Genomic DNA, 23574 nt, shown 5'->3' with positions numbered 1-23574 from the left:
TGCTCGGGAACACCTAAAAATCCTTAATTTACGATACAAATTCCAGCTTTAGCCGCCTATGATCTTTCTCAAATATTAAACCATTTTATGGCATTAAAAATTATAGATCATGGTTCAAAAGAATACCGGCAGATGGTTGATCTCCGTAACGAGATCTTACGAAAACCTTTAGGTTTATTGCTAACAGAGGAAGATCTGGATGCGGACAAAAATCATATCCTGATCGGAGCGTTCGAAGATGAAAAAATGCTGGGATGCTGTATGCTGGTAAAACAGTCGGGGCAGATGGTACTGCTCCGGCAGATGGCGGTAATTTTCGATCTGCAGGGTAAGGGAATCGGCCGGGCGCTCATGCAGTTTGCCGAAAATATTGCCCGGGATATGGGATACCGCGAAATTTCCATGCATGCCCGTAAAAACGCAGCCGGTTTTTACGAAAAAATGGGATACGAGGAGTCCAGTAATGAATTCACCAACCTTACCATTCCCCATATCGTAATGAAAAAATATATCTGAGCCCCTACTTCTGTATCTTGTTCATCAGCAGGTGCCGGAAGGCAGACACTTCATCGCTGTTTGCAAACGCCGATTTAGGCACCAGCAAAAACGATCGTTCGTCAAAATACAGGTGAAAGAAATGGGGGCTTTCCTTGTACGAATGCAGCGTGGTGTAAGGCCAGCTTCTTTTTCCCTTGGCATGTTCCAGGGTAAAATCGACCTCGCTGAAGTACATGGTAAAATGATGCCGGAAGGTTTCGGCCCGCCGGTATACGACTCCGGGCAGGATAAACCAGAGACTGATCATCAGCAGGATCCATAAAAAGGAGTTGATCAGAAATGCTACCGGTGTAATCTTATGCAACGCATACAAAACCAGGGAAAGCAGGGCAAATACATTCACCAGGATGATCATGATCCGGATCTCCTTTTTTGAAATAAAATGATAGCGCAATGCCTGGATCACCTGTTTTTTATTATAATCAAAATGTATCGTCATCGTGTATGATTTGTACCCGGGGCTAAAGGTAAGTTTTAAACCGAAAAAGCGAACCTATGGGAGCAGGTTCGCTTTTAATCTATTTTGTTCCTGTAAAAATTAACGGTTCATCATCGATTTTGCCTCAATGCTTAGGGTAGCATGCGGCACGGCCCGCAGGCGGGCTTTGTCGATCAGGTGGCCGGTTACCCGGCAAATACCGTAGGTTTTGTTTTCTACGCGCATCAACGCTTTTTCCAGGTGATCAATAAATGTGATCTGGCGACTGGCCAGCTGGCTCAATTGCTCGCGTTCCATGCTAACGCTGCCATCCTCCATGGTCATATAACGTCCTTCATCCATATCGCCGCCTTCATCCCTGCGGGTGATCAGCCCCTGCAGGTAAGCAAGTTCTTTTTTTGCTGCATCCAGCTTCCGTAAGATGATCTCTTTAAATTCGGCCAGGTCACTGTCGGAATAGCGCACAACAGAGGTCGCTTTTTCGATGGCCGGAGTATCCAGCACGCTCTTGGTAAAATCCGGCTGGTATTTTACCGAACTTTTTGTAGACAATTTGGGAACCACTACTTTTTTGGGAGCTTTTGCTGCTTTCTTGTCTTCTTTTATTTCTTTTTTTGCCACGCTTTTTTCTATTACTGGTACCAATTCTTTAACTGCCGCTTTCTTTGCCGCAGTTTTCTTTTCGTTTGCCGGGGCCGCTTTGCTCACCGGTTTAGGCACGGCCTTTACCACTTTTTTTGCGGCAACTTTTGTGGTTTTCTTATTGGCGGTGCTTACTGGCTTTGCTGCTTTTGGGGCTGCTCCACCACGTGCGGTGGCCGCTTTCGGTAATGTTTTACTGCTAACCGTGGGTTTGGCGGCCGCTTTTACCGGCGTTTTAGGTTTGCTGGCTTTCCCGCTTGCTGCGCTTGCGGATTTTGCCGGGGCTTTAGCCGTCTTTCCGCCAGCCACCTTTACAGGTGTTTTTGCAGAAACAGCTTTGCTGCCGGTAGCACGGGCAGATTTTGCTGCGGTTTTCTTCTTTGTAGCCATTGTTGTTACCCTTTTTTTGTTACAATCGTATCTAACTTATGTTCGTTCACTTCAATTTCGGTTCCGCCGGCTGAAATTGGACTAAATTCCAGCTCATCTGCCAAAATTTCTGCGCAAATATAGTCTTTATACGTGGTTAACGAATCTTTTAATGTAGGATTTGTGTCAATTTGTACGGTGATCCGGTCCGTTACATCAAAATCGCTGTCCTTCCTTAACTTCTGGATTCTGTTTACAAATTCACGGGCATCCCCCTCCTGTTTAAGCGCATCGGTGATGGTAATATCCAGCGCCACGGTCAGCGGTCCCTTGCTGGCTACCGTCCAGCCGGGGATATCTTCACTGCTGATATCCACTTCCTGAAGCTGGATGGATACTTTTTCGCCGTCCATATCCAATTCCACCGCACCATTCCGTTCCAGGCTGCTGATATCTTCCTGGGTAAATGCTGCCAGGACGCCGGAAACGGCCTTCATCCTGGCACCCAGTTTTTTACCGAGGGCAACGAAATTCGGCTTGATTTTTTTCTTAATAAACCCTTCAGTATCAATCAAATATTCTATTTCCTTGATATTTACCTCCGATTTAATCAGTTCCTCCACTTTTTCCAGCTGCTCTTTCATTGCCGGGTTTAAAACGGGGATCAATACCTTATGTAACGGTTGACGCACTTTAATGTTCACTTTCTTGCGCAGGGAGAGGATGAGCGAGGAAATATCCTGTGCCAGCTGCATCCGCTCCTCCAGTTTTTGATCAATAAGCGTTTCATCCGGCTGGGGAAACCGGGCATGATGCACCGATTGCAGATCGTAGCGGTGGGCAACCTCATTCAGGTTGCGGAAAACGGCATCACTAAAGAAGGGAGCCACGGGCGCCATCAGGCGCACCACGGTTTCCAGGCACTCAAATAAGGTTTGGTAAGCGGCAATTTTATCCGCTTCATACTCACCTTTCCAAAAACGGCGGCGACAAAGCCTTACATACCAGTTGCTTAGATGTTCATCTACAAAGTCTTCGATCAGCCGTCCGGCCTGGGTGGGCTCATAATCGTTCATAGCCGCGATCACTTCTTTTACCAGCGTGTTCAAAGAGGAGATGATCCAGCGGTCAATTTCAGGTCGCTCCTGCACCGGGATCTTTTCTTCACCATAGGTAAAGCCATCCACATTGGCATAAAGGGCAAAAAACTGGTAGGTATTGTATAAGGTTCCAAAGAATTTTCGCTGCACTTCTTTGATGCCATCAATATCAAATTTGAGATTATCCCAGGGCGATGCGTTGGTAATTAAGTACCAGCGTGTTGCGTCAGCCCCAAAGGTCTCAATGGTCGCAAAGGGATCTACCACGTTGCCCAGGCGCTTGCTCATTTTGTTCCCGTTCTTATCCAGCACCAGTCCATTGCTTACAACGGTTTTAAAGGCCACACTGTCAAATAAAAGGGAAGCGATAGCATGCAGGGTATAAAACCATCCGCGGGTTTGGTCAACCCCTTCGCAAATAAAGCTGGCGGGGAAGTTGGTATCAAAGGGCTGGTTAAACGGCTGCGGATCACCCGCCTTTAATTTTTCATAGTTCAGTCCCCATTGCGCATAGGGCATGGCCCCGCTGTCGAACCATACATCAATCAGGTCTGCGACCCTCTGCATGATCTTCCCTTTAGGAGATATAAAGAAGATATCATCTACATAAGGTTTGTGAAGATCGTCCGTTTTAAATCTGAGTATGGGATTTAAGGAAAAATAAGGTACCTTTGGTTCAGAAACTGCTCCCAGATCATCACGGTTAAGCGTAGGGATGATCTGCGTAGTTCCGGAAAGTTCGGAATCGCTACCGGCCACACCAGTTTCCTTTTTCTTTTTAAACCCTGTTACCAGCCAACTGTATTCTTCCCAATTTAAGAACTCTGAAATAATAACAATATAGTCTTCTGTTTGAAGTTCTATGCGCTTTGCATTTGCCGGCCCATATTCCCTTGTTTTTTCTCCAAAGGCGATACAGTCAGCCACACCCTTAAAAACTTCATCAACTGTTTGTCCGTTAAACCCGGGAACATTGGCAGCCTCCCAATTTCGTTTGGCAATAATTTTTGAAGTGCCATAGCCGCCTTCAAAACTCTTCTCTGCATTCCCTTCTTTTCCCCAAAGAAAATGGATAAACCCGTTTTCAATATCGGGGCGGCACATCGCATATTCCACATCCTTATTATTTTTTAACTGATGTTGAAATGCTTTTACGCCTAAAAACGCTTCTGTTGCGGGGTCAAAGTTTTTTACTCTTTCTTCGCTGCGCAGCCATTCATCGGTCTTTGATATTTGTTCATTTAGATCAGACAGGCTCCCGATGCAGATTTGTTCGGCATCATCAGTTGTTGACCAGATGGGCAGCGGGGTGCCCCAGAAACGGCTGCGGCTCAGGTTCCAGTCTACCATGTTCTCCAGCCAGTTGCCAAAACGGCCTTCTCCGGTTGATTTGGGTTTCCAGTGTATGGTTTTGTTCAGTTCCACCATCCGGTCGCGCAGCGCCGTTGTTTTTATAAACCAGGCATCCAGCGGGTAATACAGGATGGGTTTATCTGTACGCCAGCAGTGCGGGTAGTTGTGATCATATTTTTCCTTTTTGAAGAGTTTTCCTTCTTCCTGGAGCTTTAGTACGATACGGTCATCAACACTTACATACTTTTTCAGGTCTTTTACCTTGCCATTGGCCTCAAGAATCTCTTTCTGCTTTTTAAATTCAACCTCTTTTTCCTCGTCATTCAGGTAGGCTTCTTTTACATACTCATCACCGTACAGGAATACATCATCCTTTACGCCGTGCAAAAACCGGCCCCTGCGGTCTACAAGAGTCAGGATGCCGATATTGTTTTTTTGTCCCACCTTATAGTCGTCTGCACCAAAGGCTGGTGCGGTATGCACGATACCCGTACCATCTTCTGTGGTCACAAAATCGCCTACCATTACCTTAAAAGGGGTGGCGCCCGGTGTAGTTTCCTGAATTTTTTCGGGTGAGTTGGACTCAAACGGCAATAATTGTTCGTATTTCAGGCCATCCAGCTGGCGGCCTTTGAATTCCCCGAGGATCTTCCAGGGCAGCAGTTTGGTTTCAGCCGTATAATTTTCAAAATCGCCGTTTTCGCCTTCCGTCTTAAAATATTTGGATATCAGTGCTTTGGCGATCACCACATTTACAGGAAGGTGGGTGTACGGGTTGAAGGTCTGTATCAGTGTATAATCGATATTGCCACCCACGGTCAGCCCCAGGTTGGAGGGCAGGGTCCAGGGGGTGGTGGTCCAGGCCATAAATGAGACTTCGGCAGGCTCAGTCTTGACAGGCTCAGTCTTGACTGGCTCAGTCTTGGCGGGTTCAGTCTTGGCGGGCTCAGTCTCGGCAGGCTCAGTCTTGACTGGCTCAGTCTCGGCTGCCTTTGAAAGGGCCTCGAAAAGGAATGCACTTTTTTCATTGTGTACCGCTTTGAACAACACCGTGGCACTCGTGTCTTTTACGTCCTTATACGTACCCGGCTGGTTGAGCTCGTGCGAGCTTAATCCGGTACCCGCCGCAGGCGAATACGGCTGAATGCTTACGCTTTTATACAACAACCCCTTGTTGTATAGCTGTTGAAGCAGCCACCAGAGGGTTTCAATATATTCGTTCTTAAACGTGATATAGGGATCGTTCAGATCTACCCAATACCCCATTTTCCGGGTAAGGTCATCCCATTTGTCTTTAAAGCGAAGGACCGCTTCCCGGCATTTCTGGTTGTATTCTTCTACAGAAATTTTCTTTCCGATATCTTCTTTGGTAATGCCCAGTTCTTTTTCAACCCCCAGTTCTACGGGCAGGCCATGGGTATCCCAGCCGCCTTTGCGTTTTACCTGGAAGCCCTGCATGGTCTTATACCGGCAAACCAGGTCTTTAAGCGTGCGTGAAATAACGTGATGAATACCGGGCATACCATTGGCGCTGGGAGGACCCTCGTAAAAAACGAAGGATTCAGCACCATCCCGCAGCGACACACTTTTTTCAAATGCCTGCTGCTCATTCCATTTTGCCAGTATTTCCCGTTCTATCGAGGGCAGGTTTAACCCCGAATATTCTCTATATTTCACACTCATAGTAGGTAAAAAATGAGTGCAAAGGTACGAAATTTCAATGTTCTTCCGCAGCTTCCAAAACACATCAATGAAGCGGTCTACTTCTTCGCAGGTGTTGTAAAAGGCCAATAAGGGGCGTACTGTGGTTTCTACCCCCATCCGCCGCAGGATTGGGCTGTGCGCAATGGTGCCCAGTTGTTACCTCAATACCCTCATCATTCAGCGCTTTGCCCAGCAACATGGCTGCCGCTCCGCAGGTGGTTATTATGTAACAGATGCAAAATGCATTGGTCGTTTAAAGATACCGGCTCCTGTTTTATTATTGCCGGCCCACCAATTGTTTCAGTTCCTGTTTAAGCTTCGCAAGCTGTGCCGGATCAAAACCAGTACTTTTATAACGCACGATCCCGTTGCCGTCTACCAGTATTGTTGCGGGAATGGTATTCACCTGGTACCCGTTAAATGCACCTCCGGGTATCGGCGCATCACCGGCTATATCATTATAAACATGCACCCATTTGCCAAGCGAGGCATTGGATATATTCCAGCAATTTCGGATGAAGGCCATGCACACTGTCTTTTGAATATACAATGCTGAAATCAGGAGCAGGCGGCCCTGTCCGGATCCTGTCAAAGGCCGTAACAGCAATATCCGTTTTCAATGTATCCTTTAACCTCTTTCGTATATAGTTAAAAAGATAGGTTCCCAGCGCACTCTTTTGCAATGTTTGAGGGAACCGGTTATAAAACATTATTAAACAGTTCCTGTGTCACGGTCGGTTATAGTGCCGTTCAATATAAACTCCTGGGCGTGTACACCGCGGCACAGTAATAAAAAAAAGGCAAGCATTATCTTTCTCATAGCGGAAAATTTACCAGGCTGTTTTTAGCAACGATCCTAAGTTACCAAAAATTCAATAAAATACCGGCATCGGGTCCTTTGCCTTCCCATGCCATCGTTTCATCTCTGTACGCATCGCCTGCACCCGTTTTTGCATATTTTTTTCGCCAGCCAGGTTCCGCTGCTCCCAGGGATCTGCATCCAGGTTAAACAGCTGGGTGTGCCGCTGGCCTTTTACCAGGTACTCGATCAATTTATAAGACCCCATCCGTAAGCCGCGCTGGTAGTTGGCGTAGATATAATACTCCGATTGCCGTCCTTTATAGGTTGCTCCTTTAAGTGCCGGCATCAGGCTTTGTCCCAGCATCTGCTGCCGGCCAGGTACGGGGAGGTGCAGATAGTCACAAAGGGTGGGAAAGATATCGGTAAGATACGTAAGCGCTTTGCTTGTTTGCGCCGGTTTAATCCCCGGACCGGAGAACAGCAGCGGCACGCCTACACTGTGCTCGTACAGGTTTTGCTTGCCCATAAGCCCGTGCTGCCCTACTGCCAGCCCGTTATCCGCCGCAAAAACGACCAGGGTATTGTTTTGAAGCCCCTGTTTTTTGAGGGTATTCAGGATATCGCCGATACGCTGATCAATATGGGTGATCATGGCATAATAGTCGGCAATATGCTGCCGGATCTCCGTACTGTCGCGGGGAAAGGCGGCCAGCTTTTCATCCCGGATCTTCAGGTCGCCATTATCAAAGGGATGCTCCCTTAAAAAATTCGGAGGCAACGGTGCATCGCGGTATAACCGCTGATAAGGAGGCGCTACCGTACGGGGATCGTGTGGTGTTTTAAACGCAACATAGGCAAAGAAGGGGCGCTCATCCTGGTACTGTTCCAGGAAACGGATGGCTTCATCGGCAAACAGGTCGGTAGCATGTATCCCCTTCACCATGCGGCTGTTTTGAGGGCTGTAAGCGCCGTCTTCCCTAAAATCATTTACGCTAAAATCATACTGCGGTCCCATGCCGTTAAAGAAGAGCGCGGCTCCGCCGCTAAAGCTCCTTACAAAAGAGGCATATTCATTGTGCCATTTGCCCGTCATCCAGGTATAGTAACCATTATCCTTCAGGTATTGCGGTAATGTTATCAATGAATCCGGAATTTTCTGTCCATAGTTGCCGCCCATTTCAAAAACACTGCGCCCCGTTAGCATGCTGCCCCTGCTGGGCGCACATACGGCACCGCTGGTGCCCCCCATAATATAGGAATTCAGGAACCGAACACCGCTGCCGGCAAGGCTGTCCAGTACCGGCGTCTTCAACAGCTCCGGAGCCAGGAACGTACCACCCCGGCGCTGATCGTCCGTTAATATAAAAAGTATATTGGGCCGCCCCTTCCGGATCTGCACCGGCCGGGACTGTGCGCCGCAGGGAAACCCGGAAAGCAGGACGAGCGTTGCTATTGCTAACCACTGACGTATCATCAAAAATATTTTAACGGCAATTTATTCTAATTTTTGAACCCGGAACACAAAAAAAACCTCCTATCTTTGCGGCCTTTTACGTTATTCCTGCACTGGATTTGTTTCCTTCTCCTCCATTCAAACAGCGTAGAGCCATAGCGTAGAACCGGTATCATGTGCGTAACTTTTATTACAGGCACTGCTGGATTCATTCACTTTAAATTTAATTCAATTGTCGTTTCATAATCTACAACTTATTGATCCCCTCCTCAAAGCATTAAGCAATGAGGGCTATACAACTCCTACTCCCGTACAGGAAAAGTCTATACCGGTGGTGCTGCAAAAAAGAGACCTGCTGGCCTGTGCACAAACAGGTACCGGAAAAACGGCTTCTTTTGCGCTGCCATTACTGCAGCTATTATACAGTCAGAAACAGCCGCCTTCCCGGCAGCCAAAAGTTTTGGTGCTGGTACCTACCCGGGAACTGGCCCTGCAGGTGTCTGAAAGTTTTGCCGCTTATGGCAAATACCTGCCTTTGAAACAGGTAGTCATCTTTGGCGGCGTATCCCAGCACAACCAGGTAAGAGCGCTGCAACAACCGGTAGATGTGCTCATTGCCACCCCCGGCCGCCTGCTGGACCTCATCAGCCAGGGCTATCCCCTGGTAAAAGAAATTCAATACCTGGTGCTGGATGAGGCCGACCGCATGCTGGACATGGGTTTTATCCATGACGTAAAAAAGATCCTCTCCCGTTTGCCATTGCAACGCCAGACCATCTTTTTTTCTGCAACCATGCCACCGGAAGTGCAGAAGCTTTCTGATTCCCTGTTGAAACAGCCGGTAAAAATTGAAATAACACCACCCGCTACAACCGTAGATAAAATACAGCAATCCATATATCACACGGATAAACCCAGCAAACCCGCCCTGCTGCTGCATGTATTGAAAGACTTTGCATCAACATCTACCCTGGTTTTTGCAAGGACCAAATATGGCGCCGACAAGATTGCCAAAAGCCTGAACAAATCCGGGATCAATGCCGCAGCCATACATGGCAATAAATCCCAGAACGCCCGGCAAACGGCGCTTGGTAATTTTAAAACCGGTAAAATAAATGTACTCGTGGCTACCGACATTGCTGCAAGAGGCATTGATATTGACGGCATGGGCTGTGTGATCAATTACGAGCTGCCCAATATACCCGAAACCTATGTGCACCGTATTGGCCGCACCGGGCGGGCAGGCGCCAGCGGTATTGCCATTTCCTTTTGCGATGCAGAAGAACAGCCATACTTAAAAGATATTCAAAAACTGATCAACAAAACGATCCCGGTTGTGAGGGACCATCCCTTTGAGGCGGCACCAGGGCAACCCGTTGCAGCGCCATCCATACCTTCCGTTCCGGCTCAAAAACAGCAGCACAACCGCAAGCAATGGAAAGGGCACTCATTTCACAGTCGGCATAAAAAATCCGGTCATAAAAATACGGCTTTATAACAGCGCTGCGGTAGCCCGCTTTGTTGACAGATTTGCAGAACGGCGCTCCAAAAGCGCGTTCTAACCCGCTGTTATTAAACGAAATAGGAAACAAAGCCGGTGATATGGGCTATTATACCTACCTTTGCACGGTTAATTTGAGTCACTGCTCTATTGTAAGCACTTGCTTTTTCAGCTTTTCCGCTTTATATATTTGCCTTATCTCGAATCATTCATTACATCTCTAAAATTAAAACAATGAACATTTTTGTGTCCAATCTTGGGTACAGCTTCAGTACAGAAGATCTTACAGCATTATTTGCTACTTATGGATCTATTGATACTGCCCGCGTGATTACTGATAAATTTACCAAACAAAGCAGGGGCTTTGGTTTTGTTGAAATGCCGGATGAAGCTGCCGCAACAAAAGCGATCAAAGAACTGAATGGTACCATGCAGGATGGTCGCCCAATTAAAGTAATGGAAGCCCGCCCTAAAGAGGAAAAGAGCAGCTTCTCCAACCGTTGGTAAAACGAGGTCTGCCGGCTTAGTGTTAAACGATATTTAAAAAGCAGCAACTATGGATGTACATGCAATAGAAAAATTTCTGGCCTCGGCCACTAAGAATACCGGGGCGGTAAACATTCACTTTAAGGATCGCTCTACTGTAACCGGCATCTTTATCAGCTCAAGGGATTATGAAGAACTGAAAGCAAAAAACTTTTGGAGAGTGGTCAGTTCAAAAAACCTGCCGCAATGGGAGCGTACCGGCGATGTAAACCTTTCCCGCTTATTTAACGGATCGGGGTTTACCCGCCTCAGCTCTGCGAGAAAATAGCACATTAAAATAATTATTTAATTTAAAACGATCGAATGGGAGAAACCTGGAACAAAAGAGAAAGAGAACAAAGAAAAAGGAACGCAAAAAAACAGAAAGAAGAAAAAAAACAGGAGCGGAAGGAAAGCTCCGGGAAAACCAAAAGCCTGGACGATATGCTGGCTTATGTAGATGAGTACGGCAATCTTTCAGCAACCCCCCCCGACAGAAGATCCATCACCTCCGACAACATTCCCCCCGTTGTAGCCAACAGCCGGGAACTGAATGCCGTTGACCCAACCCGAACGGGCATCATTACCTTTTATGATAGCAATAAAGGCTACGGATTCATAAAAGACAGCGTTAGCGGAGAAAGTGTTTTCGTACACATCAACTCCGCCTCTGTACAGCTGAAGGAGCAATTAAAAGTAACATTTGAAATGCAGAAAGGCCCTAAGGGAATGGTGGCCGTAAATGTAAGCGCTGCATAGGTATGAATCCGGTTTCCGGATCCTACACCGGTTAAGGCAGATCCGGGTTTACCAATTTCTACAGCAGCAGACTTGAGCAGGATTGGCGAAGTTATTTCGTCAACTGGCCCAATGTTCTTATTTTTTGATTCAATTGATGCGCTACTGCCAGGTCATAATCTGATTTTGTGTCGTTGGCGCCTCCTACCGGTAGTGTCCGCGACTATGGCAGCTTTCGCATAAAGTGGTTAACAGGCCATCCAAGGTATCTACATATTTTTGCGGGCGTTTGGCTATGTGGTACTGCTTGTGATCCACACGCCGTTTCCCCGCTGCTTTGCCACAGATCACACACGGGTTATGATCCCGTTGCAAAATCCGTTTCCCGATCCATCGCATGTGCGTCAGGTTAAGAACAGATCATATTGCCATGAAATGTAGTACGGGTAAGCCTTTCAGGCCAAAAAGATCGCATCTTTTAATGGCAAACAGGCGCAGCGCGCCGTTGACCCTTATAACGATGAACGCCCAAAACCTCCCGTAGCCGCAGCGCGGCGGTAATTTCCTGTGCACCGCTTGTACAAACCGCAATGATTATCGGTGCGCTGCACCTTTATTACCCGTATTCGCGTTTACTAACAGGATCAGCGCTGCGCTGCAGCTCCCATAGCAAAAATCAACTTGACGCCAATGCGATCCATCGGGAGTCTAAAAAATTTTCGCCATAATAAAGGGTTTGTTATTAAACCCGCACTCAAAGGTGGCTTGGAATTTGTACCATGGTTTGCGTTGTACATTCTCTTCATGTAAAACCAACCACAATGGGATTTGATCAATACCACGAGCCGCCAGAAGAGCTCTCACAACCCGTACGCACTTTTGCACGCATGATTCAATCACTGATCGAAGAAGCCGAAGCCATTGGCTGGTATGAGCAGCGCATCCATGTTGAAAAAGATCGGGAAGCCAAAAAAGTCATGAAACATGCCCAGCAGGAAGAATTCATCCATTTTGCTATGGACCTGGAGTTCCTGCTGCGCAAAAAGGAAGAATGGCGCACGGTTGTAAAGAATGTATTGTTTAAGGAAGGAGATATCGTAGAAAACGCCGAAAAAGCAGAAGATAAGGCGGAAGCGGAGTAATTGATTCTATTGAGCGGGCGGTTGGGCAGCAGGTGCCGGAACAGGAGCCCGGCCGGTGGTATCTGCCGGAGCCGGATTTGCCGTAGCAACCGGAGTTCCGGCCTGACCCGGAAGACCCGTTTGGCCGGCAGAAAACTGCCCGCGTGGATTAATGAAGGTCTTTTCCTTCAAATCCTGGGTGGCAATTAAACCATCTCCATATAGATGCTCCCCTGCCTTATTTACCGACCTGGTGGGCTTATGCGTGTAAAAAATTTGTTTGTTCTGATCCCACCAAAGATCCTGGCAATAAAGCGTGTCGCCATTTGCAGTGGTAATTCTTACACTGTCGCGGAGATAGATCATATTGATGGACTCCATATACTTTCCGTATCTGCTATCCAGTTTACTGTCTACCTTTGCGCTATCGTTATAAAAATCCACATGCAATGATTTGGGAAACTCGGTATAAACCGTATCCGCCTGTACCCGGAGCATTATGGGGGCCGTCAGTTTTGCTTTTACCTTGCCGCCCTGCGATAGATAGCTTTCTACTTTGATCGCCTTGTCCGACATCGACACCTTCTTATTCAGGGAATTGATTTCTTCCTCTGTATTTTCACAAGCCACAAGCAGCAGCATTGCAGCAAATAAAACGTATCGTGAGCGCAACTTCAAAAAAATCGGTTTATTGCAAAAATAATGTAAAAGATGCGCCTGCGTTAGCGGTCTCCGTTTCTTCGCTTGCCAAACCACATATCGGTTAGGGAAAATCCTATGGTGACCCGGTACATATTTTCCTGCAGGGGACTGTCGTTATTGCCCCGCTTCATATATTCCAGTCCAAGGTTGATGATCGTTGCCTGACCTCTTGCCTGCTGGTTATAATTGGCCAGGGGCAGCCCCACTCCGGCCGTAATGCCATAGAGCGGCAACTGTTTTCCACGAAGCTTGATATAGTCAGGTCCGGTAAAAAAGCCGATCCGGTAATACATCTGGCTGAGGTAGTTTCTCTTGTTTACCGGGCTAAACTCCGCACCTACTTTCAACTTCCAGTTGCTGGCTACGGCCGTATCCGGCAGGTTGTTTTCCCGGTAGTTTTGCCAGCTGGTGGTGGTAAAATCTGCACCTAAAAGCCATCCCGCCTCTGTTTGAGACTGGGCCTTCTGCAAAATAAAGCCGGCTGTAAGATTGCTGGGGTAACTGATATTGCCCGCCAGGTCTCCGCTGGTATATGCAGTGTCCGGTACTCCTGTAGAATTATCAATGGAACTTGAAGTTAATGAGGTATGAGTATTGATCTTCTGCTGCCAGTTGCCAAATACACCAACGCCCAGGTACAGCTTATCACTCATCTTTCCCTGGTATTGTACGCCGGCATCTGCATAAATGCCTCCCATAGATGTTTTGGCATCCCAGGTTCCGGTGCGGTAAAGTGTGGTATCGTTAAAAAAGCTCCGTTGACGGGTATAATTTTTCGATCCAAAAAGGTAGCCGCCGTTAATACCCAGGCTCAGGTAATGGCTTTTGGCCAGGGCAAATTTCACCCCCGTTCCCAGGGAGGCAAGGTAGGCTCCCCCCGATCCCTCAAAAGTGGTGAGGGAAGAATCGATATCCCCCCCGGTATTTTCATCTGCCAGCCGGCCGCTTTGCTGCATCTTATAGCTGATCCTGTTCAGCGGTCGCAGCCCGAAGGCCATACCCCAGTTACGACGCAATGGGACACCCACCGAGATCCTGTTAAAAATAAGGTTGCTGGATGTAAAACGGGATTGCAGGGTCCGGTCGATCAATGTGCGCCCGGTTCCTTCAATGCCAATATCAAGGATCGCACGTCCCTGCAGCTGCTTGCGCGTGCCGGGCTCGGGAATGGATAAAAAGAAGGAGTAGGACGCCGGGTTGGCATAGTTGACAGAAGTATAGCTGTTATATGCTGCAGAAACGCCACCCATCCCCCTGCTGGTGGCGCTGGAAGAAGAAATTTCATCTCCCAGCCCATATCTCGAATAGGGCGAATTATCCTGGGCATTTGTAACAAAACAGGTACTGGTTAAACAAATTGCAGCGACAATACGTTTCATCACAGACGCATCCAATTTTCTAAGCGTTGTTAACTTCACTAATAGCATATAGGCCTTTAAATATTAATTCAGGGTCGGCAAATATCCTGCTTTTCAGGTGTGATGCCAAATGTTGCATATCTCCGCCGGTTAAGACCACGTTAAAGTTGTCAAATTTCTCCTCGTACGCGCCAATAAAACCATCCAGTTCGTAGGCCATTCCCAGGATTACACCGGAAAGGATATTGGTCTCAGTATCATAGCCTAAGAGCGGCACGTCCGATTTGGGGGCCACCAGGGGCAGTTTTGCGGTGTAATACTGCATTGATTTAAGTCGCATTTCCAGTCCGGGGGAAATGGAGCCGCCCACCAGTTCATGGTATTTATTAACAAAATTGAGCGTAATACAGGTACCTAATCCTATTAAAAGCAGGTTCTTTCCGGGGTAAAAATGCACCCCTCCGGAGGCAATCGCCAGCCGGTCGGCCCCGATGGTCTCCGGCTTGCCAACCGGCGTAGTGATGGGCAGGCGCGACAGGTGGTTCAACAAATGAAAACGGGTGGTATCTTTTAAAACCGTTTCCATCTCCGCATTGTGGCTGATAACGGAGGATAAAATCGATTTTACCGGTTTATATGTCTCCACCAGGGACCGGATGGTTGCCGTAGTGTCGTCCTGTAATACAAGCGTTTTGATAATCTCTTTTTCCTGGAATACCGCAACTTTTTTGCGGGTATTCCCAAAATCGAAACAAAGTGTGGTAGACATATCATGCAAATAAATAAAAAATCAGCAACTCCTTCCCCTTTTCTGTTATTTTATGTCAAATCCGCTCAGGGGCCTGAAATGGCCATTCATCTTTATTTTTTGTTTTAGCTGGTCCATTTTCTCGAGTACCGGCACTATTTTTTCAAAATGCCGTCTTAAATATTCCTGGCGCTGCCGCTCCTGTGTCAGCTGTAAAAGCTCATATTCCTCCTGTATCGTCAGGCCGGAATGATGGGCTATATCGTAAGCCGTTAGCAGATGATCCTCCTTTTTAAACGTTTTTTTAATTTCCAGGTAGTCGTGCAGGCTGCGCATCTGTTTTACAAGCTGCTGCATTATTTCCGGGTTTCCGTTCCGGTCGTTTTCCGGGTAATTGACGATGGCCCCGGAGTACAGTTTTTCCGGAATTTCGCGGATCACTTCCAGGATGCGGAACAAATCGCCACCCCTTGTGCGAATATCCATAGCGCCGCTTTCATCAACCCGTACAATTTCCTCCAGGTATACCAGTGCCCCCCACTCCTGCAGCTGGTTGTCTACCACCACCGGAATCCCGAATGGCTTTTGAGTAGCCGCAATTTCCCGGATCAATTGTGTGTACCGCGGCTCAAAAATATGCAGGTTCAAATGTTCCTCCGGGAACACAACCACCGATAACGGAAATATGGGAATAAAATTGGTCATACTCAAAGGTAAAAAGTTTATGTTGCGTATTTTAGCATATATGTGGAATTCGCTATCAGCCGGAGTTGCGCAAGGCGATATAAAAATGCTGGCACGCGCCATCAGCCTTGTGGAGAACGAGCAGGAGGGCTATATCAATTTCCTGGAGCAGCTGCCCCAGCCGGCGATTCCGGTGGTGGGTATTACCGGCCCTCCCGGTGCCGGAAAAAGCACCCTGACCGATGCCCTGGTAGACCGGGCCGTGCAGCAGGGAAAAAGGGTTGCCGTTATTTGTGTAGACCCGTCATCACCCTTTCATTTTGGAGCGCTCCTGGGCGACCGTATCCGTTTGAACCGGTGGTACCTCAGCGACCAGGTTTTTATCCGGTCGCTTGCCAGCCGGGGTGCCATGGGCGGGCTCAATCCCAAGATCATCGAAATCACCGACCTGCTAAAAGCCGCGCCGTTTGACCTCCTCATTGTGGAAACAGTTGGCGTAGGGCAAAGCGAGATTGAAATTGCAGGACTGGCAGATGTGACCGTTGTAGTGCTCGTACCCGAGGCCGGGGATGAAGTGCAAACCATGAAGGCCGGGTTAATGGAAATAGCCGATATTTTTGTGGTTAATAAAAGCGACCGCCCCGGTGCGGACCTTTTTATAAAAAACCTGCGGCAAATGCTGGCGCCCGCATTTGCCCGCACAAAAGAGCTGATCCCCGTATTGTCAACCGTGGCAACGGAAGGAAGCGGGGCCAACCGTTTGTACCAGGCCGTTCAGGAAAAAAGCCTCGCCTCCCTGCAAAAAGAACGGAGGAACTGGCTTTTGACCGAAAAAGCCTATCAGCTGATCCAAAAAGCGCGAATGAAGGAAATTGACAAATCAAAACTAAAGCAGGAAATAAACGAAAATTTAAAATCAGGACCATTTAATTTGTATAAGTTTGTAATGGAGCAATACACCAGAAAGTTGAATGGATAAGATTATTTTAGATTGTGAACGGATGAAATATCCGTACACCGGGCTGCATCATTTCTGCAAGGAACTTGGTGAGGGATTGATATCCCAGGGAATGCGGGGTGATATGCTTACCTTTTATACCCCCGAAAAATACAAGGGGTTCTTTGGGCCCGAATACCAATACCTGGTGCACAAAATCTCTGATAAGTTTTTTAAAACCCGGCTTTCCCATTGCAGGCTATGGCACTGCACTTACCAGGGGAGCAGCTACCTGCCATTAAAAAGAAGGGGGCTTAAACTATTGGCCACCATACATGATCTTAACTTCCTGCACGAGCGTAAAACCAATGCCAAAAAGAAAAAATACATGGCAAGAACCCAGCAGCTGGTTGATAAAGCAGATGGCCTGGTAGCCATTTCCCATTTTGTGAAAACCGAAATGGAGCAGCACCTGAACCTGGGCGGAAAACCCGTGACCGTAATTTACAATGGAGGCGCCAATATTCCGGGCGAATTGAAGAAGCCGCCAGGCGATTTCAGTACGCCTTTTTTCTTTAGCGTGGGAACCATCGCCTCCAAAAAAAACTTTCATGTACTAACAGCATTGCTCAAAAATAATGACCACCACCTCATCATAGCAGGTGTAAACCAGGACGAACATTACCGGCGGGAGATCCTTTCAAATGCAGCCAAACAGGGCGTTGCCAACCGGGTACGGCTCATTGGCCCCGTAGCAGAAACTGAAAAATACTGGCTCATAAAAAATTCGGTACTTTTTTGCTTTCCCTCCGTTGCCGAGGGATATGGCCTGCCAGTAGTGGAAGCGATGCAAATGGGTAAACAGGTCCTGCTCTCCAAGCATACGTCATTGCCGGAAATAGGAGGACCCCATGCGCTGTACCTTGATAGTTTTGACCCCGATTATATAAGCTCCGTTGCAGCAAAATACCTGCAGCAGGTAAACGAAACGAATGGAAAAAGCCAGGAACTGATCAATTGGGCCAGGCAGTTTAACTGGGCAGATACTGCCCGGCAGTACAAAGAACTATATAAAGAAATCCTGTAACGTATTTTATGAAGGTTTTAGTTATTGAACTGGGAGGGTCTCATCTTGAGAATATATATACGCTGGTTCATTTTTTAAAACAAAAAAATGCGGAGGTGTTTTTCCTGTGCAATGAGGGGCTGAAACCTTTATTGAAAGACACCCATTATTACAGCCATTGTTTTTTTGCCCCGGACGATTTAAAAGGGAACTGGTTTTCAATGGCAGGCCGGATCAGGAAAATCGTAAAACAGCATCAAATAGATCAGATCATTTTTGGAACGGTAGAGAGCAGGGCCGTAAGAAAGATGCTTGTGTGGCTTCCCGGGATCAAAATTACCGGTATTATTCACGATGCACAGAAATTGGGCAAAAGCCTCACTTTTAAATATGTATATCCCTTCCGGATAAAAAAATACATTGTTTTTGGAAACTTTATTCTGAATGCGGTGGAACGCTTTCCGCACAACCGGTTGTTTCCTTTTTTTCCTGTATACTTTCCGCCGCCGGACCCGGTGCCCATCCATGAAAAATTGCCAGGCGAGCGTTGGATTATTGTGCCGGGGGTCGTAAGCGCAAAAAGAAAAGACTTCATTCCCTTGCTGCAGCAAATCGATGAAAAAGGATTGCCCTCAAACGTGAAGCTGGTCTTTCTGGGCAATCTTCAAAGCGCAGAAACGGCAATAGAAACGCTGGTGCACCGGATCAATAAAAAGGAGGCCCGGATCATCTATTTTAAGGGATACGTAGACTATAACACCTTTCACCGGTACATTGCGAAGGCAGATTATATCCTGCCCCTGGTAAAAGGAAGGGAAGATACCGTTTATGGCAAAACCCGCGTATCCGGCGCCTACCACCTGGCCTATGGTTACCGAAAACCATTGTTGCTGCCCGCTGCCTATAAGATCAATACAGACCTTGCTACTATTTCTCTTTATTACGAAACAATGGATGACCTGATTGCTATTCTGGGGGGTATTGTATTGCCGGATCCTTTCCGGGAGGCGTTTAACGCCCTACCCTTTTACGATTATTCATCTGAGGCTGAAAAACTCTACCGGTTTTTGCTGAAGTAATTATTATTTCCGCTTTTCCAGTTGCTGCAGGGTCGCCTTCAGATCTTTGTGCAGCGGCGCTTCCAACTCCAGCCAGCGTTCATCGGGGGTCTGGATCTTTAAGCGGAGCGCATGCAGCGCCAGCCGGCTTAATAGCGGGCGTTCTTCCAAATGCTCTTTCGACAGGTTAAACTTTGATTTAAACGAAGACAGGTACAGGGCTTTGCCATCTCCGTAAAGCATGTCCCCGGCCAGCGGATGACCTATTTCTTTGGCATGAACCCGGATCTGGTGCGTCCGGCCCGTATGGATCCGGAATTCCATCCAGCTGTAGATCTTAAAATCTTTTAACACCGTAAAATCAGTAAGCGCCTGTTTGCCGCGCCGGTGAATGAGCATGGTACCCCGCTTGACCATATTTTCCGCAATAGGGGCATCAATGCTTCCGGAAGTTTCCTGAACAGAACCGATCACCAGCCCGTTATAGATCTTTACTGTTTTACGTGCCTCAAACTGCTGACTGAAATGTTTGTGCGCCACTGCATTTTTGCCAAAAATGATCAGTCCGCTGGTTTCGCGATCCAGCCGGTGTATGGTAAAAACAGCCGGGTACTCCTGCTGCAGCCATTCTTTGAGCGAGGGATCCTTTCCCGCCCTGTCGGGGATCGAAAGCAGCCCTGAAGGCTTGTTCAGTGCAACAATATCTTCGTTTTCAAAAACGATCAGGTCTTTTAGCTTCATACAGTCAATGGAAAATAGTGAATAGCAAGTAGGGCTACTTTTTCCCCTTTCCAAAAAATTTAAGATTGCGCACTTCCTTTTCTGTCAAAAAACGGAATTTTCCCCGTTCAACATTCTTTTTGGTAAGTCCGCCAAACATCACCCGGTCCAGGTGTTTTACATCATATCCTACTGATTCAAAAATACGGCGTACAATGCGGTTCCGGCCACTGTGTATTTCAATACCCACCTGGGTTTTATCTTTCATATCAGAATACGCCAGCACATCCACAGGAGCCGGCCCATCTTCCAGTACCACCCCTTTTAATATTTTATCGAAGTCCTTTTTCTCGAGTGGTTTGTTTAACGTGGCGGCATAGATCTTTTTTACCTCATTGCTGGGGTGTGTCAGCTGCTGCGCCAGCTCTCCGTCATTTGTAATAAGCAGTACACCGGAGGTATTCCGGTCTAACCTGCCCACGGGATAAACGCGTTCGGTTGTTGCCGTTCTTATAAGATCCAACACCGTTTTTCGTTTTTGCGGATCATCGGTGGTGGTAATATAATCCTTGGGCTTGTTCAGCAGGATGTAAACCAGGTTTTTGGCCGGGGTTATTTTTTTATTGTTCAGTGTAATCACGTCAGCCGGCTGCACTTTATAACCCGGTTCTATGACAACTGCCGTATTGACCTTCACTTTTCCATCCTTGATAAAAGCTACGGCATCCCTGCGGGAACAAACGCCGCTATGGGCCAGGTACTTATTCAATGGCATTTGCTCGGCAGGAGCCGCTTTCCGTTCAATTTTGGGTGCTGCCGCAGCCTGGGTGGCTTTTGCCGCCGCCTCAGCTTTTTTCTGTTCAAAGAAAGCCGCACGTTCTTTTTTGTATTGCCTCTTTTCCTGTTTAAACGCCTCTTTTATAGCGGCGTTGCTTTTTTTATTTGCAAACTTTGCAAAGCGGGGATCAATTTTTTTCATTTTATGAATTGCTATTTTTACAACAGTAAGCTGCAAATATCGTAAAAAAAAGGGCCATCCTAAAAATTAAGATGGCCTACTGGTAAAATATACTTCGACCCGGATAAGATCCTTTGCTCAGTATAAAAACGACAACTCCTTATTGCTGCTGTGCCTGCCGGTTTCTTCCGCGCTCCATGCGTTCTTTCATTTTTGCGTTCAGTTTTTCAGCCTGCTCTTTTGTAAGGATCTTTTCGCGGGCTTCTTTTTGCTTGGTACGCATTTCTTTCATCTTGTCTTTTTTCTGATCGTCACTGAGAGCACTGTCATCCCGAAGCGCTTTCATTTGTTTCCAGTTCTCCTCATCCTGGGCCTTTAATTTGTCCTTCTGATCTTTTGTCAGCTTAAGATCGGGATCATCCCACATAGCCCCACGGCGGTTGTTCATACTTCTTTCGGATTTTTCCTTTTTGGGAGCGTCCTGCGCTACAGCAGCGGAAACGCTGAACAGGCTTACAATTGCTGCGATTAAGATTGTTTTTTTCATTTTTTGTTTTTTAAGTTTAACAGACGTTTATTTATTGTTTGGAAATACTGTTCCGGTTCTGGCCTTGTTTTATCCACTGCTGCCACTGTGCGGTGGTAAGCAGGGCTTTTTGTTTTTTGCGGGTCTCTTTTTTTAGCGTTTCTACACGGGCTTTTTTTTCATCTGCAGATAAGGCCGGGTTCCGCCGGATGGATCGGGCCTGCTCTTTAAAAGTCGTTCTCAGGGCATCCATCTTTTGCTCCTGTGCTGCAGAAAGCGCTATTTTGGGAGCATTTTTCTCCAGGGTTTCGGGTAGTGCATTGCGGTCGCTACGGCCATCAGCAGCCATGAGCCGCTGGTCTGTTTTAACAGGCCCCTGCTTGCTGCGGCCCCGGCTTTCATCCTTCCAAATCTGCTGCTGTTCCGGGGTTAGGATCGCATTTCTTTTTTTCGTTTGCTGCCGCTGAAGTACTTGCAGCTTTTCTTTTTTAGCGGCATCTGTTAATGCCATGTCATTCCGGATGGCGATAAACCCTTCTTTTCCTTCCTTCTGCAAAATCTTCAGCTGGTTTTTTTGGTCGGCCGTCAGTTTTAGCTTTTGATATACATCATACTGTTCCCGCCTTGTTTCTGTACGCCGTACCCCCTCATTGGGCCGGGAAGGGATCTCCTGGGCAACTCCTGTCACTGCCAAAAGCAACGACCCTGCAAAAAAAACAGCCTTTATATTTAATTGCCAACGCATTTATTTTTTCTTAGATGGGTTTTTAGAAAAATACCTGCTGTGTCCCTGTTAAAATTTTATAAGCAGGTATTTGACCCCGGTTTCATCAAAAAGTTTAATATTCTGTTGGCAAATTCTGAGCCGGCCGAAATTAATTTTGTGCTACATGAAACGAAGATCGTTTTTAAGATACAGCGGTATGCTGAGCGGTGCAGCATTGCTGACGGGATTATATGCCTGGCAGGTAGAACCCTTCTGGCTGGAATTTACACGGGTGCCCATGCGCGTTAAAAACCTGCCGTCTTCGCTGGTGGGTAAAACACTGATGCAGATCAGCGACATCCATATCGGCAACAGCTCCCGCGATAGCTACCTCAAGGATTCCCTTATAAAAGCGGCCGCATACCAGCCCGATTTTGTTGCCTATACCGGCGATTTTGTTACGTATAGCGAACCCCGCCAGCTGGATCAGCTGCAGGAGCTGATGCGGTATGCACCTCATGGCCGTTTGGGAACCACAGCTATCCTGGGCAACCACGATTATGGCGCTCACTGGAAGGATAGCGTGCTCGCAAACAATATTACAGATCTCCTGACCCGGCAGCAGATCCGGGTGCTCAGAAATGAACAGCAACCATTCTCCGGCCTGAATTTTATAGGCATTGACGATAAATGGGGCACTAATTTTAAGCCGGAAAAAGCCTTGCAGTATTGGAACCCAGAGGAAGCAGCTGTTGTTTTATGTCATAACCCCGACGTAATGGACCTGCCGGTCTGGAACGGTTATGATGGCTGGGTGATCAGCGGACATACGCATGGCGGGCAATGCAAGCCCCCCTTCCTGCCACCACCTTTATTGCCGGTTGCCAATTCACGGTATACTTCCGGGAAGATCGGTTTTGAGGATGGACGCACACTTTATATCAACCGGGCATTGGGCTTTACCTGGCAGGTACGATTTAATGTGCGCCCCGAAATAACCATTTTTGAACTGGCCCGGGCCTGATCAATTGGTAATATTGAATAAAATACCGGACGCACTAAAAAATAGCCTCCAACTCCTTTAATGAATACACCGTATAGGTGGGTTTAAAACCCGGCAATTTATTTACATGATTGATGTATACCTGGTCCAGGCCGGCATTGGCAGCGCCGATGATATCGGCCTCCAGATCATCGCCGAGCATAATGCTTTCTTCTTTCCGGGCACCGGTTGCCGCCAACGCAAAATCAAAGATTTCCTTATTGGGCTTTAAACTATTGGAACCTTCAGAAGTAACCACTTTATCAAAATAGTGATTGATCCCGGAGTTATTGATCTTATGATGCTGTACCTCTTCAAACCCGTTGGTGATCAGGTGCAGCCGGTAATTTTTTGAAGTAAGATAATCCAGAATCTCCGCAGCGTAAGGGAACAGGATATTCCGGGTGGGCAGCATCTCTAAAAAGCGCCGGCTCATTTCCTGTGCCAACGGTTCATCGCCTATTTTGAAATCGAGCAACGCCAGCTGCATCCGCTTCACCCGCAGCTCTGCCTGCTTAATAAAGCCATTCCGGTAACGGGCCCATAGTTTTGTATTATGTTCAAGGTACTGCCTGTAAAAACGCCCGAAATCATCAACGCCCCGTTCCTCCAGTTTCAATGTGTCATACAGGTCCTGCAAGGTCAGCTTTGCATTGGCATCAAAATCCCATAAGGTATGATCCAGGTCAAAAAACAGATGTTTATACTTCATGGCCGCAAAATACAAAAAAGACCAACGCTGTCTGGCCACGAATGCACGAATG

24 protein-coding genes are annotated in these 23574 nt (G+C 47.3%); 10 read left to right on the top strand and 14 right to left on the bottom strand.

Going from position 1 to position 23574, the window contains the following annotated elements:
- Nucleotides 1-87 precede the first annotated feature (87 nt).
- Entirely contained in the window at nt 88-516 is a 429-nt protein-coding gene (locus tag GGU45_RS19360; RefSeq protein WP_435227574.1) for a GNAT family N-acetyltransferase, read from the top strand.
- A gap of 4 nt (nt 517-520) precedes the next feature.
- Here the strand turns inward: GGU45_RS19360 and GGU45_RS19355 are convergent, their stop codons facing one another.
- The 5 genes from GGU45_RS19355 to GGU45_RS19335 form a co-directional block, all read right to left on the bottom strand.
- Entirely contained in the window at nt 521-997 is a 477-nt protein-coding gene (locus GGU45_RS19355; protein WP_435227572.1) for a YcxB family protein, read from the bottom strand.
- 99 nt (nt 998-1096) lie between these two features.
- Complete coding sequence (locus tag GGU45_RS19350) at nt 1097-2029, bottom strand: TraR/DksA family transcriptional regulator (protein WP_435227570.1); 933 nt, start codon at nt 2027-2029, stop codon at nt 1097-1099.
- 5 nt (nt 2030-2034) lie between these two features.
- Entirely contained in the window at nt 2035-6144 is a 4110-nt protein-coding gene (locus GGU45_RS19345; protein ID WP_435227654.1) for a class I tRNA ligase family protein, read from the bottom strand.
- Between the two features lie 298 nt (nt 6145-6442).
- Nucleotides 6443-6691: a TlpA family protein disulfide reductase gene (locus GGU45_RS19340; protein ID WP_435227569.1), complete on the bottom strand. Its 249-nt coding sequence runs from the start codon at nt 6689-6691 to the stop codon at nt 6443-6445.
- 346 nt (nt 6692-7037) lie between these two features.
- Nucleotides 7038-8441, bottom strand: coding sequence for a sulfatase family protein (locus tag GGU45_RS19335; RefSeq protein ID WP_435227568.1), 1404 nt, complete (start codon nt 8439-8441; stop codon nt 7038-7040).
- A gap of 211 nt (nt 8442-8652) precedes the next feature.
- Between GGU45_RS19335 and GGU45_RS19330 the strand changes: the two genes are divergently transcribed.
- The 5 genes from GGU45_RS19330 (at nt 8653) to GGU45_RS19310 (ending at nt 12326) form a co-directional block, all read left to right on the top strand.
- On the top strand, nt 8653-9918 hold the full coding sequence (locus GGU45_RS19330; RefSeq protein ID WP_435227566.1) for a DEAD/DEAH box helicase: 1266 nt from the start codon (nt 8653-8655) through the stop codon (nt 9916-9918).
- A 237-nt stretch (nt 9919-10155) separates the two neighbouring features.
- The gene (rbp, locus tag GGU45_RS19325) at nt 10156-10428 is read left to right on the top strand and encodes an RNA-binding regulator (RefSeq protein ID WP_435227564.1); all 273 of its coding nucleotides are present in this window, start codon (nt 10156-10158) and stop codon (nt 10426-10428) included.
- A 49-nt stretch (nt 10429-10477) separates the two neighbouring features.
- Nucleotides 10478-10735: a short-chain dehydrogenase gene (locus GGU45_RS19320; protein ID WP_435227563.1), complete on the top strand. Its 258-nt coding sequence runs from the start codon at nt 10478-10480 to the stop codon at nt 10733-10735.
- Between the two features lie 35 nt (nt 10736-10770).
- Nucleotides 10771-11205 (top strand): cold-shock protein, encoded by a 435-nt coding sequence (locus GGU45_RS19315; protein WP_435227561.1) that lies wholly within the window; start codon nt 10771-10773, stop codon nt 11203-11205.
- A gap of 800 nt (nt 11206-12005) precedes the next feature.
- A complete protein-coding gene (locus GGU45_RS19310) occupies nt 12006-12326 on the top strand; it encodes a ferritin family protein (protein WP_435227560.1) in 321 nt (106 codons plus the stop codon).
- Nucleotides 12327-12332: 6 nt separating this feature from the next.
- Here GGU45_RS19310 and lptC read toward each other — a convergent pair whose 3' ends face one another.
- The 4 genes from lptC to GGU45_RS19290 are packed head-to-tail and all read right to left on the bottom strand — an operon-like array spanning nt 12333 to nt 15818.
- A complete protein-coding gene (gene lptC, locus GGU45_RS19305; protein ID WP_435227558.1) occupies nt 12333-12983 on the bottom strand; it encodes an LPS export ABC transporter periplasmic protein LptC in 651 nt (216 codons plus the stop codon).
- Between the two features lie 44 nt (nt 12984-13027).
- Nucleotides 13028-14386 carry a hypothetical protein gene (locus GGU45_RS19300; RefSeq protein WP_435227556.1) on the bottom strand — a complete coding sequence of 453 codons (1359 nt, stop codon included), beginning with the start codon at nt 14384-14386 and terminating at the stop codon, nt 13028-13030.
- Nucleotides 14387-14405: 19 nt separating this feature from the next.
- A complete protein-coding gene (locus GGU45_RS19295) occupies nt 14406-15134 on the bottom strand; it encodes a type III pantothenate kinase (protein ID WP_435227554.1) in 729 nt (242 codons plus the stop codon).
- A 45-nt stretch (nt 15135-15179) separates the two neighbouring features.
- A complete protein-coding gene (locus GGU45_RS19290; protein ID WP_435227552.1) occupies nt 15180-15818 on the bottom strand; it encodes an LON peptidase substrate-binding domain-containing protein in 639 nt (212 codons plus the stop codon).
- A gap of 19 nt (nt 15819-15837) precedes the next feature.
- Here GGU45_RS19290 and meaB point away from each other — a divergent pair, with 19 nt between their 5' ends.
- Genes meaB through GGU45_RS19275 form a run of 3 tightly spaced genes read left to right on the top strand, consistent with a single transcriptional unit; the run spans nt 15838 to nt 18879 of the window.
- Nucleotides 15838-16776 (top strand): methylmalonyl Co-A mutase-associated GTPase MeaB, encoded by a 939-nt coding sequence (gene meaB / locus GGU45_RS19285; RefSeq protein ID WP_435227550.1) that lies wholly within the window; start codon nt 15838-15840, stop codon nt 16774-16776.
- Nucleotides 16777-16798: 22 nt separating this feature from the next.
- Entirely contained in the window at nt 16799-17821 is a 1023-nt protein-coding gene (locus GGU45_RS19280; RefSeq protein WP_435227548.1) for a glycosyltransferase family 4 protein, read from the top strand.
- Nucleotides 17822-17829: 8 nt separating this feature from the next.
- On the top strand, nt 17830-18879 hold the full coding sequence (locus tag GGU45_RS19275; protein WP_435227546.1) for a glycosyltransferase family protein: 1050 nt from the start codon (nt 17830-17832) through the stop codon (nt 18877-18879).
- 3 nt (nt 18880-18882) lie between these two features.
- On the opposite strand, the gene GGU45_RS19270 is transcribed toward GGU45_RS19275, so the two are convergent.
- The 4 genes from GGU45_RS19270 to GGU45_RS19255 form a co-directional block, all read right to left on the bottom strand.
- The gene (locus tag GGU45_RS19270) at nt 18883-19599 is read right to left on the bottom strand and encodes an RluA family pseudouridine synthase (protein ID WP_435227545.1); all 717 of its coding nucleotides are present in this window, start codon (nt 19597-19599) and stop codon (nt 18883-18885) included.
- Between the two features lie 34 nt (nt 19600-19633).
- Entirely contained in the window at nt 19634-20557 is a 924-nt protein-coding gene (locus tag GGU45_RS19265; protein ID WP_435227543.1) for a pseudouridine synthase, read from the bottom strand.
- A 139-nt stretch (nt 20558-20696) separates the two neighbouring features.
- Nucleotides 20697-21083, bottom strand: a complete 387-nt coding sequence (locus tag GGU45_RS19260; protein ID WP_435227541.1) for a hypothetical protein — start codon at nt 21081-21083, stop codon at nt 20697-20699.
- A gap of 31 nt (nt 21084-21114) precedes the next feature.
- Nucleotides 21115-21807, bottom strand: a complete 693-nt coding sequence (locus GGU45_RS19255; protein ID WP_435227540.1) for a hypothetical protein — start codon at nt 21805-21807, stop codon at nt 21115-21117.
- 145 nt (nt 21808-21952) lie between these two features.
- Here GGU45_RS19255 and GGU45_RS19250 point away from each other — a divergent pair, with 145 nt between their 5' ends.
- Complete coding sequence (locus GGU45_RS19250; RefSeq protein ID WP_435227538.1) at nt 21953-22792, top strand: metallophosphoesterase; 840 nt, start codon at nt 21953-21955, stop codon at nt 22790-22792.
- 34 nt (nt 22793-22826) lie between these two features.
- Here GGU45_RS19250 and GGU45_RS19245 read toward each other — a convergent pair whose 3' ends face one another.
- Nucleotides 22827-23522 carry a YjjG family noncanonical pyrimidine nucleotidase gene (locus GGU45_RS19245; RefSeq protein ID WP_435227536.1) on the bottom strand — a complete coding sequence of 232 codons (696 nt, stop codon included), beginning with the start codon at nt 23520-23522 and terminating at the stop codon, nt 22827-22829.
- Nucleotides 23523-23574: the final 52 nt, after the last annotated feature.

Source organism: Niabella hirudinis (assembly GCF_051201075.1).
GTDB lineage: Bacteria > Bacteroidota > Bacteroidia > Chitinophagales > Chitinophagaceae > Niabella > Niabella hirudinis.
Note: the sequence above shows the minus strand (reverse complement) of the source record. Positions and strands in the feature narration are given on the sequence as shown.